Source organism: Acetobacter garciniae, assembly GCF_017377735.1.
Taxonomy (GTDB): Bacteria; Pseudomonadota; Alphaproteobacteria; order Acetobacterales; family Acetobacteraceae; genus Acetobacter; species Acetobacter garciniae.
Genome location: NZ_JAFVMH010000004.1, coordinates 121,119 through 135,241, shown reverse-complemented (window position 1 = coordinate 135,241; position 14,123 = coordinate 121,119). Strand labels below are relative to the sequence as shown.

Annotated in this window: 8 protein-coding genes; 4 read left to right on the top strand and 4 right to left on the bottom strand. The window is 62.0% G+C overall.

Annotation, left to right across the window (positions count from 1 at the left end; genetic code table 11):
• The first annotated feature begins 5 nt into the window (after positions 1-5).
• The 3 genes from J2D77_RS09905 (at position 6) to J2D77_RS09895 (ending at position 3,799) form a co-directional block, all read left to right on the top strand.
• Entirely contained in the window at positions 6-1,772 is a 1,767-nt protein-coding gene (locus J2D77_RS09905) for a GMC family oxidoreductase (protein WP_230975701.1), read from the top strand.
• A gap of 10 nt (positions 1,773-1,782) precedes the next feature.
• Positions 1,783-3,192 (top strand): cytochrome c, encoded by a 1,410-nt coding sequence (locus J2D77_RS09900; protein ID WP_207846118.1) that lies wholly within the window; start codon positions 1,783-1,785, stop codon positions 3,190-3,192.
• Positions 3,193-3,259: 67 nt separating this feature from the next.
• Complete coding sequence (locus J2D77_RS09895; RefSeq protein ID WP_207846117.1) at positions 3,260-3,799, top strand: GlcG/HbpS family heme-binding protein; 540 nt, start codon at positions 3,260-3,262, stop codon at positions 3,797-3,799.
• A gap of 71 nt (positions 3,800-3,870) precedes the next feature.
• Here J2D77_RS09895 and J2D77_RS09890 read toward each other — a convergent pair whose 3' ends face one another.
• The 4 genes from J2D77_RS09890 to putA all read right to left on the bottom strand — a co-directional run bounded on the left by J2D77_RS09890 (position 3,871) and on the right by putA (position 13,299).
• A complete protein-coding gene (locus tag J2D77_RS09890) occupies positions 3,871-4,533 on the bottom strand; it encodes a TetR/AcrR family transcriptional regulator (RefSeq protein ID WP_230975700.1) in 663 nt (220 codons plus the stop codon).
• Between the two features lie 219 nt (positions 4,534-4,752).
• The gene (locus J2D77_RS09885) at positions 4,753-6,012 is read right to left on the bottom strand and encodes a Glu/Leu/Phe/Val family dehydrogenase (protein ID WP_207846115.1); all 1,260 of its coding nucleotides are present in this window, start codon (positions 6,010-6,012) and stop codon (positions 4,753-4,755) included.
• A 418-nt stretch (positions 6,013-6,430) separates the two neighbouring features.
• Entirely contained in the window at positions 6,431-8,941 is a 2,511-nt protein-coding gene (locus J2D77_RS09880) for a TonB-dependent receptor (protein WP_207846114.1), read from the bottom strand.
• A 761-nt stretch (positions 8,942-9,702) separates the two neighbouring features.
• Entirely contained in the window at positions 9,703-13,299 is a 3,597-nt protein-coding gene (gene putA / locus J2D77_RS09875; RefSeq protein WP_207846113.1) for a trifunctional transcriptional regulator/proline dehydrogenase/L-glutamate gamma-semialdehyde dehydrogenase, read from the bottom strand.
• 142 nt (positions 13,300-13,441) lie between these two features.
• Here putA and J2D77_RS09870 point away from each other — a divergent pair, with 142 nt between their 5' ends.
• Positions 13,442-13,894 carry an Lrp/AsnC ligand binding domain-containing protein gene (locus J2D77_RS09870; protein WP_207846112.1) on the top strand — a complete coding sequence of 151 codons (453 nt, stop codon included), beginning with the start codon at positions 13,442-13,444 and terminating at the stop codon, positions 13,892-13,894.
• The last annotated feature ends 229 nt before the right edge of the window (positions 13,895-14,123 follow it).

Here is a 14,123-nt window from a genome sequence, read left to right as displayed (position 1 = left end):
TAACAATGAAACCTGTCGACGCTGTCGTGATCGGCCTGGGCTGGACCGGTTCGATCCTGAGCATGGAACTGGCCAGCGAGGGGATCAATGTCGTAGCCCTCGAACGCGGGGCCTACCGTGACACGGCCCCGGACTGGACCTACCCCAAGGCCGTGGATGAACTGAAATACGGGATCCGGGGCGAACTGTTCCAGCGGCTGAGCAAGGACACCGTGACCATCCGCCACGCCGTGGGCGATACGGCGGTTCCCTATCGCCAGCTTAACGTGTTCCTGTTGCCCGACAATGTGGGTGGGGCCGGGGTGCACTGGAACGGGCAGCATTACCGCCCATCCCCCGAGGATCTGAAATTCTACAGCCACAATGTCGAACGCTACGGGGCTAAATTCCTGCCCGAAGACATGACGATCCAGGATTACGACGTCACCTATGACGAACTGGAACCCTATCTGGACGAGTTCGAGCGGCTTTGCGGCACGTCCGGCCAGGCGGGCAATATTCGTGGAAAACTGATTGCCGGCGGCAACCCGTTCGAAGGGCCGCGTTCGCGCGATTATCCCACCCCGGCCTTGCCCGACAGCGAGGGTGCCCGTCGTTTCGCCAAGGCGGCGAAGGAAATGGGGTATTCGCCCTTTCCGCAGCCTTCGGCCAACTGCTCCCAGCCCTGGACCAACCAGTACGGTGTCAGGCTGGGGCCGTGCAACCTGTGCGGGTACTGCGAACGCTATGGCTGCTATATCTATGCCAAGGCGTCACCACAGACGACGATCCTGCCCGCCCTGTTGCGCAAGCCCAATTTTGAAATGCGCACGCACAGCACCGTCACCAAGATCAACCTATCCTCCGACGGGAAGCGCGCGACCGGCGTCACCTATGTCGATGCCACAGGCCAGGAGGTCATCCAGCCTGCCGATCTGGTCATCCTGTCTTCGTTCCAGATCAATAATGTCCGGCTCATGCTGCTTTCGGGGATCGGCAAGCCCTATGACCCCAACACGGGGGAAGGGGTGATCGGCAAGAATTTCGCCTATCAGATGATGAGCGAGTCCGCCTTGTTCTTCGACAAGGACGTGGCCACCAACCCGTTCATTGGCGCGGGGGCGGGGGCCCAGCAGATCATTGACGAATTCAATGCCGATCATTTCGACCACGCACCGCATGGCTTCATCGGGGGTGGGTATATCCTGGGTGGCACCACGGGCGGGCGTCCGCTCCAGCAGTTGAACGTGCCGCCCGGCACGCCGGCCTGGGGGGCAGCGTGGAAGAAGGCCGCCAAGGATACCTACCTGCATTCCACCCGGGTGCAGACCCATTCTTCCGTCATGTCGTACCGTGGTGCCTATGTCGATCTCGACCCCACCTATCGCAACGCGCTGGGCCAGCCACTGGCCCGTATCACGTTCGACTGGCACGACAACGAATACAAGATGACCAAGTTCGTCACCGATCGTGCATTGGAGATCGTGGCGAAAATGAACCCCAAATCGCACACCGTGACCATGCGCAAGCCGGGTGAGCATTTCAATACGCGCCAGTACCAGACAACGCATATTACAGGTGGCGTCATTACCGGGGCCGACCCCAAGACCAGTGCGGTCAACCGTTACTCCCAAAGCTGGGACGTGCCCAACCTGTTCGTGTTCGGGGCATCGGCCTTCCCGCAGAATTTCGGCTACAACCCGACAGGCCTGATCGGGGGGCTGACCTATATGGGCGCTCACGCCATCAGGGAGAAATATCTGAAATCTCCCGGCCCGCTGGTTCCCGTCTGAGGATACCGTCATGAAAGCGATCGTCAAACCGACAACCTTATTGGGTGGGGCAGCCCTTTGCCTGAGCCTTGGCCTGGCGTTGCAGGGGCAGGCCAGCGCCCAGGGGGCAGCACCTGCCATACCCAACACCGCGGCCCCGGCCACGGCGCCGGCCGCGACAGGGGCTGCGGCCCCGGCGGCACCGGCAGCCCCCGCAGGATCGGCCGAAGCCAGACTTCTCGAACGCGGGGCCTATGTTGCAATCCTGGGGGACTGCGCGGCCTGCCACACGGCCCCCGGCGGGGCGCCCTTTGCAGGGGGGCTGCCGATTGTCTCCGCTATCGGCACGATCTATTCGTCCAACATCACCCCCGATCGCACGCACGGTATCGGGGCCTATAGTTATGAGGATTTCGAACGCGCGGTGCGCCGGGGTATTCGCAAGGACGGCACCACGCTGTACCCGGCCATGCCGTACCCGTCCTATGCCCATGTCACCGACGATGATTTGCACGCGCTTTATGCCTATCTGCAACACAGCATAAAGCCCGCGCCGACCCCCGGAAGGGAGGCGGATATCCGTTGGCCGCTGTCCATGCGCTGGCCGCTGGCCATCTGGCGCTGGATCTTCGCCCCCGAGGTTCAGGTGGCCCCACCCCACCCCAGTGGAGACGCCGTGGCCGATCGCGGGGCCTATCTGGTGCAGGGGCTGGGGCATTGCGGCACCTGCCACACGCCGCGCGGCCTGGCCTTGCAGGAAAAAGCCCTGTCCCCGCGTGATGGGGAATGGTACCTGGCCGGCGGGGTCGTCGGCACCAATGTCGCCAACAACCTGCGCGGCGATGCAGTGACAGGCCTTGGAAACTGGAGCGAGGACGATATCGTCCAGTTTCTCAAGACCGGGCGAAACGTGCATGAAGCCGCGTTCGGGGAAATGTCGGACGTGGTGACCGCCAGCACCCAGTTCATGAACGATGCGGACCTGCGCGCCATCGCCCATTATCTCAAGACCCTGCCGCCATCGCCGCATGACAGGCCATTCACCTATGATCCGCAGGTGGCGCAGGAACTCGATGCGGGAAAGGTCACGCGGCCCGGGGCGCTGGATTACCTCAACAACTGTGCCGCCTGCCACCTGGCATCGGGCAAGGGGTATGATGGCACGTTCCCGGCCCTTGCCGGTAACCCGGTTGTTAATGCGCCCGATGCACGTTCTGTGGTGAATATCATTCTCTCAGGCGATACAGTACCCGCGACAGCCACCGCACCCACGCATTTCACCATGCCGTCTTTCGCGCACAGGCTGTCAGATCAGGACGTGGCGAATATTGTGACCTTTATCCGCTCCAGTTGGGGGAACCATGCGCCCGGTATCGACGCTGCCACGGTGGCGAAGATCAGATCCACGATAATCCGCCCCGGTGATTATAAAAGCCCCTGAAAGCCTGAGGCGGGCTGGTGTGTCACGCCACCGGCCCGCTCTTTTCTGCATATAAAAGGATAGTACAATGTCTCAACACCGTTCAGATGGGTCCGTACGCGTGCAAGGCCGCGCCGTGCGCGCAGGCCTTGCGGCACTGCTGGCCATGGCTGTCATGGCCCCGGCTGTTTCGCTGACATCCGTTCGGGCGGCACCCGTCGAACTGCCAGCGCGGCCGGTGCTGCCTTTTGCACTGGCGCAGAAAATTGCCGATGCCGCCATCCAGAAAGCCAGGACCATTCCCGCGACAGGCGTCATAGCCATTGTCGATGACGCGGGCGAGGTGATTTTGCAGATCCGGATGGATAACGCCTTCATGCGCGCAAGTTCGCGCCTGGCGCCGGAAAAAGCCCGCTCCGCCGTCATGTTCCGCCGCTCCACCGCAACACTGGAAACAGCCATTGCCGGTCCGCGGCCAGCCCTTGCAACGGCGCCGGGCTTTGTCATGCTCAAAGGGGGGGAGCCCATTATCATCAACGGCCAGTTGGTGGGGGGGATTGGTGTTTCGGTTGATACACCCGACCATGATGAGGACATCGCCCAGGCCGGACTGGCCGCTATAAAATAAAGCATAGGGGCTGGACCGCCAGCCCTGCGGGGCGGGCGTGCTCCGCCTTTGCTTTGCCACAACGCCGTTCGCTACGGGGCAGCGGCGCTCGGTTCCCGGGCCGCTGTCGTGGGTGCGGCCTGGCAGGCGTGGCGGTGGCGGGCGAAAAACCGGTCCAGGTCGCGGGGCTGGGGTGTGTGGCCGGTGAAAATGCTCACATAATCCTTGATGCGTTCCATGCGGCTTGGACCGTCTTCGCGCGTCTGCATCGAGATATAACCGATCTGCACCAGGTATATGGCGCGCGCATGTACATCGGACGCCGTCTCCGTATAGCCGAAGCGGCGGAACATCTGTGTCAGGGCGGTAATGCGCAACTGATCGGCCCGTTGCACTTCCGCCAGGATCTCGGCCGACTGCAAGGACCAGCTTCGCATTGCGAATTCGAACGGGGAGTCGAACAAATCCCTGTTCAGCCAGCAGTCAAAGACATTCAGCACGGCCTCGACAATGGTTTCGGCGTAGGCTTCCGCCTGTTTGAGAACGCCGCCGGTATTTTTCTGGCGCCAGAGCGAGACAAGGGCTGCCAGGAGTTCTTCGCGGTCTGCAAAGAACCAGTAGAAGCTGGTGCGCGACAGGCCCAAGCTTTTGGCCAGCGGCTGGATCTTGACGGCGTCCACCCCGTTTTCAAGCAAGGCTTCATAGGCTGCCGTAAGCCAGACATCGGACGATCCGCGTCTGCTGGTTTCGCTCATTGTGGACTCCATGCTCCCATGTCCGGGACAGGGGGAATGGCCCGGGCAGCAAGGATACGTCGCATGCGCGCCTATTGGCAAACCACGCAGGGCAAAAACGGAGCTCCAGGGAGGTGCCCCGGCGATAGCCCCAAGCGCCCCAAGGAAGTACGCAAAGGGGAGCACCCCGAAGGACGGGGCACCCGCGCATGCAGTCTGATGGCGGGTGCCCGGACAGGCTCAGGGGAAAAGGCCGCGCGCCATCTTGGTTTGCAGGACGCGGTCCACGCCAATGGCAAGGGCTGCCGTGCGATGGCCAACCTTGTCACGGCGCGCGCGGGCAATGACCTGATCGAACGCGCGGTCCAGAATGACCAGAAGCCGCTTGTTGACTTCATCCTCTTCCCAGAAAATCTTCTGGATACCCTGCACCCATTCGAAATAGCTGACCACAACGCCACCCGAATTGCACAGGATATCGGGAATGACGAACACGTCGTTCCCGCGTTCGCGCAGGACACGGTCCGCATCCGGGGTGGTGGGGCCATTGGCCCCTTCGGCCAAGATACGGCATTGCAGCCTGGCGGCCGTGTCGGCATCGATCACGCGTTCAAGGGCGGCGGGCACCAGAATGTCGCAGGGCTGCACCAGTAATTCGCGCGGGTCAATGCTGCATTGGGTGGCAAAGCCCGCAAGGCAGCGATGTTCACGCACATGGGCATCCAGCGCTTCCACCGGCAGGCCTGCGGGGTCGTAGTAACAGGCGGAATGATCGCTGACACCGACAATGCGCACGCCACGCCGCGCCAGTTCAAGTGCTGCGACCGAGCCCACATTGCCAAACCCCTGCACGATGGCCGTGGCACCCGCCAGGGGCATGGAAATTTCCTGCGCCGCCCGCCCGATCAGGTGGACAACGCCGCGGCCCGTGGCTTCACGCCGGCCAGCCGTGCCACCGGCGGCAAGGGGCTTGCCGGTCACGATCTGGGGCACGGCATGGCCATGATGGACGGAATACGTGTCCATGAACCACGCCATGACCTGCTCGTTGGTGCCGACATCGGGGGCCATCACATCCACATCGGGCCCGACAAAGGGGATCATTTCCTGCATGTAGCGCCGCGACAGGGCTTCAAGCTCACGCGGGGAAAGGGTGGTGGTGTCCACCGCGATGCCGCCTTTGCCGCCGCCATAGGGCAGGCCGGTCAGCGCGCATTTCCAGCTCATCCATACCGCCAGGGCCGCGACCTCGCCCATATCCACGGAGGCGGCGAAGCGTGTGCCGCCCTTTGTCGGCCCGCAACTCAGATGATGCTGCACGCGGTAGCCCTGGAACACGGCTACGCTGCCATCGTCGCGGTGGATCGGGCAGGTCACCGCAATGGCGCGCTTGGGCAGGAACAGCCGGTCGCGATATTTGATGTCGATATCAAGATAGTCGGCAATGCCGTCAAACTGCTGCCGTGCCATGTCGAACACGGGGCCGGAATAAACGCTCATGCGAAAAATCCTTTGTAACGGCTGCATCGGAAGGAAAAACTGCCGCCGTATGTCAATAATATCCCCAATGGCCAGTGCCGGTTCAAGGGGCAATGGTCAATGGGATGGGTACAGATCTTTTGAGAAGTGATCGGTTTGTTACCGAAAACACGGCCGGTGCGGCTATGGCGGGCAGGCGTGTGGTGTTCACCCATGCCGCAGCCCGGTTCGGGCAAGGCAGCCGCTGGTCTGGAAGTATTGGTGATTGCTCCCGTATGCAGGGCCCGGGCGTAGGGGGGCTGTGTGCCGTTGCAGGGAGATGAATAAAAAACGGGGCCCCGAAGGACCCCGCGCGGCATAGGCCGGTACTGCGTGGTAGCCGCCAGCCCACGAACCGCAAGGGCCCGGGGGACAGGGCGGAGACCACGCATCTGTCCGCTTAGAATTCGGCGCGGACGGAGCCGAAATACTGGCGCGGTGCACCAATCATGAAGGAGTTGTAGCTCAGCGCCCCCTGGGAGATGCTCAGCGGGTTGCCGCCTTCGCCCATGGTGGAGATGTAGCCCGCATTCGTCAGGTTGGCGACGGTGAAGGAAAACACCAGGTTCTGCACGAAATCGGCGCCATGGATATACTGGCCCATGTTGCCCATCTTGTAGTCCGCACCCAGGTTGGCCAGCCAGTAGCCCGGTGCCTTGACGTCACCCACATAGCTGAAGTTACGCGCACTCATGTAGGAACCGTCGATCCAGGCCGTGGCGTTATGCCAGGTGTAGGACAGGCGGGCCTTGTACATCAGGCGCGGGTAGTTCACCACCTGCTGGCCCTTCATGGCGATCATGGCGGGGCTGCCGTCCGAATTCACGCCGTTCTGCACGTTCTGATCGTAAACAGCGTGGTTGTAGCTGATGCTGTTCGTCAGTTCCAGGCCACGGATCGGGCGCAGGGTCAGCCCGGCATCGACGCCGTTCATGGTCACGCCACCCACATTCGCGACAGAGGCGGTGGGGTTGATGATCGAACCGGTCGAGACCTGCTGCAGGCGGTTGTTGAAGTTGGTGCGATAGGCATACGCGCTGGCCGAAATCAGGCGGTTGTTGAACCGGTAGCCGATGGCATAGGTCCACGCCGTTTCGGGGCGGTAATGGCCCGCATCATAAGCGCTCTGGGTGTAAGCCATGGGCGAGGTCGACAGCTTGTAGCCCGACTGTGCGTAGGTGTGCACGTTCTCGGAAATGTCGATGAAGATTTCATGCCCGGGCAGGAAGCGGTAGGCAATGCCGATATGCGGCAGGAAAGGCTTTGCAACCGTCATGCCCACACCGCTGGTGATCGGGCCAGGATAGGTGGTCACGCCGTTCGTGGTCGAGGCGTAATAATCCTGGTTCAGATAGCCATTGCCCACGCGGGTCGTGCTTAGCACCGACTTGAAGCCGAAATGCAGGTCAAGGTTACGCACCGGGTGGAACGTATCGTTGACGAACGCCGTGAAGGTGTTGGTGTTGTACGTCTGGTTGAAGATCTGCGCAAACGGATTGGAAAAATGGTTCAGGTCGTTTACCAGCGGGCTGCTGAGCACGCCGTTGACCAGAGCCGGTTCCGCATAGGCGTTCATGGGGGAGTTGTAGTGGTTGTTTTCATACCACACACCACCGGCCAGTTCGTTATGCTTGATGTTGTAGTGCACGGCGGACAGGATACCGAAACGACGAATTTCGGGTTCCTTCACCAGGTCGCTCATGGGCGAACCGTTGGGCGAACCATAGTACGGCGTGACCCAGGTGGTCTGGTTCTGCTGGTCATGGCCGTAAACCGTGGTGGTCCACTTCACATGGTCTGTCAGTTGCAGGTCGGCCTTCAGGCCGCCCAGGACGTCCACGCTGTTCTGCCCACCCGAATAATAGGCGGCGTCAGCCGGATCGGTCAGCCCGGCGATACCCGTCGGGTAGCTGCCACCCTTGTTCTGCGCGGCCAGTGCCGCGTTATAGGCCGTCTCGTAGCCGGAAAGCTTGCCATTGTAGTAGTTGGCCTGGCTGCTGCCACCGAGCTTGTTCAGCATGTCGAAGGAATAGTCGTTGTACACGTCCTGGTGCAGGTCGCTCCAGTCGAAGAAGGCGCTGATCTTGCTGCGCTCACCGATCGGCTGGACGAACTTGGCGTTGACCTGCTGCAGGAACTGCTCGCCCGAGCCCTTCCACATCTGGTTGTCGTTGCGCATGTACGAAACATAGAATTTCGTGCCCGACGAATTCAGCTTGCCCGAATCAAACCGGATGAAGGTGTGAAAGGTCGAGTTGCTGCCGAACATCTGGTTGATCTGTCCGCCCATCTTGTCCTTCGGATCGGACGAGATGTATTCGATCGAGCCACCAAGGTTGTTGGTCGCGGCAACCGTTTCCGCACCGGCGGAACGCGACACGTCCATGCTGGCCACGTTTTCGGATGAAATCGCCTGCAGGGGGTTCGTGCCGTTATAGTTGCGGTAGGTCATTTCACCCAGCGGCATGCCATCGAGCGTCATGCCGATTTCCTGCTGCTGGAAACCATGCATCATGATCTGGGCCGAATAGGTATCCAGGCCCTGCGGGTCACCGGACTGGAACATGACACCGGGAAGCTGGCCCAGCACCTTCATGGGGTTCGTGCCGGGGACCGAACGCTGCAGCATGGCGGAGCTGACGCTGACCGTCTGCGCGCGGTAGGGGTGGCCGACAACGCCGACTTCTTCCGTCCGATGGGACGTGAAGGCGGCGGGGGCGACATGGCGGGGTGCTGCCGGTGCCGAAGACGCCTTGGAAGACGCTGCTGCCTTGCTGTGGACCGAAGATACGTGTGTGGAACGGGCCTTGGACTTGGTGGCTGCAAGACCGGTTGCAGGCACGGTCACCGCCGTCAGGACCAGCGCGGAAGTGCCAGCCGCCAGAACACCTCTTTTGATCACATGCTTCATGTATTCTCATGGCTCCGAAGTTGAGCCTGCCGTCGATTCCATTACGGAAAGATGCAGGCTCCGACAAAAAATATTCCATTGCCCAACCGACCGGATGCCCGGCCCGCAGGACCGGACCCGATGAATCGGGACAGTTTTTGCAATGAAACGACCTGATCCGCCCTGCGGCTGTATCGTCCATTATCGCCTGGAAACGCTGTATATAGGCGGTCCAGATTTTTGCAAATATGTTACGCTTGGTGCATGTGCCATATTTGGTTCGGAAGCGAAAGATGTTTTTTACGAAAAATTTTCTATAACATATTGCTATAAAAGAGTTTTCTACAACAAATATACGACACTCATGTCGCAATAACAAAAAAATACAAACGTCATCGCGCTGCGCGATGTTGCTTTATTGCAACAGTTTTTTTGGATGAATGGTGCCTATTCCCCACAGGGAAACGCGCCCGGAAGGCGCAGGCCGCTTTGTGTGGAGTGTTTTTGGCCGATCTGGCCCGAGTCCACAAGGGAAAATTTTGAAAAACCCTTATTTTTCCATAACGATTCCGAAATGGTATGGATAAACCGCACGCGCGCGGGCCTTTTGCGCCCGCCACGGCCGTACGGAATGATAAAAAAAAGGGCTGGTGCGCAGGGTGGCGCGGTCCACAAAGCGCTCCCCGGAGCGGAGTCTCCAGGGAGCGCTGTTCTTTTATTCCGGTAAAGACCGGACAGCGTCGGGATGTTTCACAATCGAACCGATCCCGCGGTATGGCCGTTCAGGACTGCGTGGCCATAAGGGCCGCGTTACCGCCCGCAGCCGTGGTGTTGGTGCTGCAAGCCCGTTCGAGCACCAGCCATTCCAGCGCGTAGCTGCCATCGGGGCGCGAGACGTTCAGGCTGACGATCTGCCCCGGGCGTGTCGCCAGGCGTTCGCCCAGTTCCAGTCGCTCCTGCTCCGATGCGCTGGCATCCATGATGGCGGTGTCGATTCTGTCGCCCTCGTTAAAGGCGCTGATGAGAGCAGCCAGATCCACCGGCAAGGGGGGCAGGGTGCGCAGCAGTGCCGCAGGCGCCTTGACCGCATTGCCCGTTGCCAGCGCGGTATCGATCTGGCGGTAGAGCGCTTCGGGCGTGGGGCCGGCGCACAGGACGGTTCCGCGCGGGGTCAGGCTGTAGACATTGTCCTCACCCACCGGGCCGGGCAGTGTCAGGCTCACCCCCAGCGGGCTGGTCGCGGTGTCCAGCTTCAGGTCCGGCTGCGTGGTCTGCAACCAGATCCGGTAGCGGTGCACCAGCGTGGGCAGCGGGGCCGCCAGCGGGGCTGACAGCGCAGGGCAGGCGGAAAGCAGGCGGCGTAAATAAAGCGGGCCGCCCGCCTTGGGGCCGGTGCCCGAAAGGTCATGCCCGCCGAAAGGCTGCACACCCACGACCGCACCGACAAGGTTGCGATTGACGTAGATATTGCCCGCATGCGAACGCGCCGTCACGGCGTTGATGGTCTCGTCAATACGGGAATGAACGCCAAAGGTCAGGGCGTAGCCCGTGGCGTTGATGGCGTCCATCAGCGCGTTCAGGTCCTGGCGTGCGTAGCGGACCACATGTAGCACGGGGCCGAAGACCTCGCGCTTGAGGGCGGCAATGCCGCCGATCTCGATCAGGGTCGGGGGCACGAAGGTGCCCTGCGCGCAGGCTTCGGGCATGGCGGTCTGGTGCACGCTGTAGCCCTGCTTGCGCAAGGCGTCGATATGACCGTTGATGAGCGACTGCGCCTCTGCCGTAATGACCGGGCCGATATCGGTGGCAAGCTGGGTGGGGTTGCCCACGGCCAGTTCTTCCATCGCCCCTTTGAGCATGGTCAGCACGCGATCGGCGCAGTCATTCTGCAGGCACAGGACACGCAGGGCCGAGCAGCGCTGGCCCGCGCTGTCGAAGGCGGAGGACAGGACATCCCCCACCACCTGTTCGGCCAGGGCGGAACTGTCGACGATCAGGGCGTTCTGTCCGCCTGTTTCGGCAATCAGCGGTACGGGCTGGCCATCGGGGTTCAGGCGGCCGGCCAGTTGCGCCTGGATCAGCCGCGCCACCTCGGTGGAGCCGGTGAACATCACGCCGCGCACGGCCTTGTCCCCCACAAGGGCGGCCCCCACGGCACCCGCGCCGATCACGATCTGCACCGCATTGGCCGGAATGCCGGCTTCATGCAGGATACGCACGGCTTCGCTGGCGATCAGCGGGGTTTCTTCCGCCGGCTTGGCCAGCACGGTATTGCCAGCCGCCAGGGCCGCGGCAACCTGGCCGAGGAAAATGGCCAGCGGGAAGTTCCACGGGCTGATACAGACCACGGGCCCCAGCGGACGATGGGTGTCGTTGCTGAACGTGTTGGACACCTGTGCGCCGTAATAGCGCAGGAAGTCCACCGCTTCACGCACTTCGGCCACGGCGTTGGCGAACGTCTTGCCCGCTTCGCGCACGATAATGCCCAGCAGGTAAGGTGTTTCGGCTTCCAGCCTGTCGGCGGCGGCGGCCAGCAGGGCACCACGTTCCTGCGGTGTGCGCGCACTCCAGCCTGCAAAAGCAGATTGCGCGCGCGCCACGGCCTGTGTCACTTCGGTCGGGGTGGCGAAGGTGACATGGCCCACCACATCGCTGTGGTCGGCCGGGTTCAGCACGGGCTCGCCCGTCTCACCCAGCCGGGGGGCGGGAACCGCCAGGTTTTTGGCCAGCTCGCGCAACGTGTTTTCGTCCGTCAGGTCAAGGCCCGCGGAATTCACGCGTTCGGGCTGGAACAGGTCGGCGGGCAGGCGGATGCTGCTGGGCACGTCATGCGTCTTGAGGGTGGTGACCGGATCGGCGATCAGTTCCTCAATGGTGACGGCTTCGTCCTGGATACGGTTGACGAAGGACGAATTCGCCCCGTTTTCAAGCAGGCGGCGCACCAGATAGGCCAGCAGGGTTTCATGCGTGCCGACGGGGGCATAGACGCGCACCGGACGGTCGAGCTTGTCGGGGCCCACCACTTCCTTGTACAGGCTTTCGCCCATGCCGTGCAGGCACTGGAATTCGTAGCTTTCCACCGTAAAGTCCGGCCCTGCCAGGGCGTAGATGCTGGCCAGGGTCTGGGCGTTATGGGTCGCGAATTGCGGGAAAATGGCATCCGGCGCTGCAAGCAGCTTCTTCGCGCAGGCGATGTAGGAAATATCGGTATGCGCCTTGGTGGTGAAGACGGGGAAGTCACTCAGCCCCTCCACCTGCGCGCGCTTGATTTCGCTGTCCCAGTAGGCGCCCTTGACCAGGCGCACCATCAGCCGCTGGCCGCTGCGCCGCGCCAGGTCGATGACCCAGTCCAGCACGAAGGGCGCGCGCTTCTGGTAGGCCTGCACCACAAAGCCGATGCCTTTCCAGTTCGCAAGCTTGGGGTCGAAACACAGGGCTTCGAGCAGGTCGAGCGAGATTTCCAGCCGATCCACTTCCTCGGCATCGATATTGAAGCCGATGTCGTACTGGCAGGCCAGGCGGGCCAGGGCAGTCAGGCGCGGCAGCAGTTCGGTCATGACCCGTTCGCGTTGCAGGCGGGCATAACGCGGGTGAAGCGCCGACAGCTTGACCGAAATGCCCGGCCCGCGATACACGCCCGCCCCGGCGGATGCCTTGCCTATGGCGTGAATGGCGGTTTCGTAGTCGCGGTAGTACCGGTCGGCATCGGCGGCCGTGGTCGCGGCTTCGCCCAGCATGTCGTAGGAATAGCGAAAGCCCTTGGCGTTCAGGCGGCGGCTGTTCTTGAGCGCGCTGTCAATGGTCTGGCCGGTGACGAACTGTTCGCCCATCAGGCGCATGGCCATGTCCACGCCACGGCGGATCACGGGTTCGCCGCAACGGGCGATCAGCTTGGACAGGCTGCCAGCCAGCCCTTCCTTCGTGCCCTGCGGCTGTGCGGAAGACAGCAGCTTGCCCGATACGACCAGCCCCCAGGTGGCGGCGTTGACGAACAGGGAACTGTCATCCCCCACATGGCCGCGCCAGTTGCCCTGGCCGATCTTGTCGCGAATCAGCGCGTCCCGCGTCGCGGTATCGGGAATACGCAAAAGCGCTTCGGCCAGGCACATCAGGGCCACGCCTTCCTGCGTGGACAGGTCGTATTCCTGCACCAGCCCCTGCACGATCCCCCTCGTGCCGGCATCGCGCAGGGCCTTGACCAGCTTGTAGGCGGTCTGGCTCACGGTAGGGGCCAGATCGGCGGGAATGGCTGCCTCTGTCGCCAGCGCACGCACGCGAGCCATCTCGGGCGGGCGTGTCTGGGCCGTAATGGCTTCGCGCAGGGTGGAGCGGGAAGGAACAGCGTCAAGAAGCGTGGCAAAGGGAGAGGAAAGGGTCATTCCGGCCTGCTTTGTGCTAGGAAACTCTGATCCTCACATACCGCGCCTTATGCCAAATGTAATACGGAAGATGGGCGTTACCAAAAAATTATAATCAGCCTATAAGAGAAAGACCGAATTCTGTTTTGCATATGGAAAGATCATGGATGAACTTGACCGCAAAATCCTTACGAATCTGCAAAAAAACGGGCGGCTGAGCAATCTCGACCTGTCGCGGGCCATCAACCTGAGCCCCGCGGCAACGCTCGAGCGTGTGCGCAAGCTGGAGCAATCGGGGGTGATCCGTGGCTACATGGCGCGGCTCGACCCGCATGCCCTGCAACTTGGGTTGGTGGTGTTCATCCAGGTGACACTTGATCGCTCCACCCCCGACCTGTTCGAGGCGTTTTCAAAAGCGATCAAGGCCATTCCGCAGGTGACGGAATGCTACATGGTGGCCGGCGGGTTCGACTATCTGGTCAAAGCGCGGGTGCGGGACATGACCGCCTATCGCAACTTCCTGGGCAAGACGCTGACACGCCTGCCCGGCATACGCCAGACCCACACCTACTCCGTCATGGAGGAAGTGAAGTGCGACCCCGAACTGCCGATCTGATCCCTGCATGGGAGACGACGCATGGGAGACGACCCGAGCCACGCTCCGTAGTCCGTGGATGGAGTAAGAGAGGCGCGCATGAGCATGGCGCGCATGGGGCCGGCCGAGGCATGGGCGGTTATCGTTTGGCCTGGGGCTGCTCTCCCGCCACGACGGGTAGCACCTCTTCGCGGAGCATGAGCGGCAAAGAGGTGCGGTCGACCCGGCAGGGTTAGGCTGCCTGCGCTGC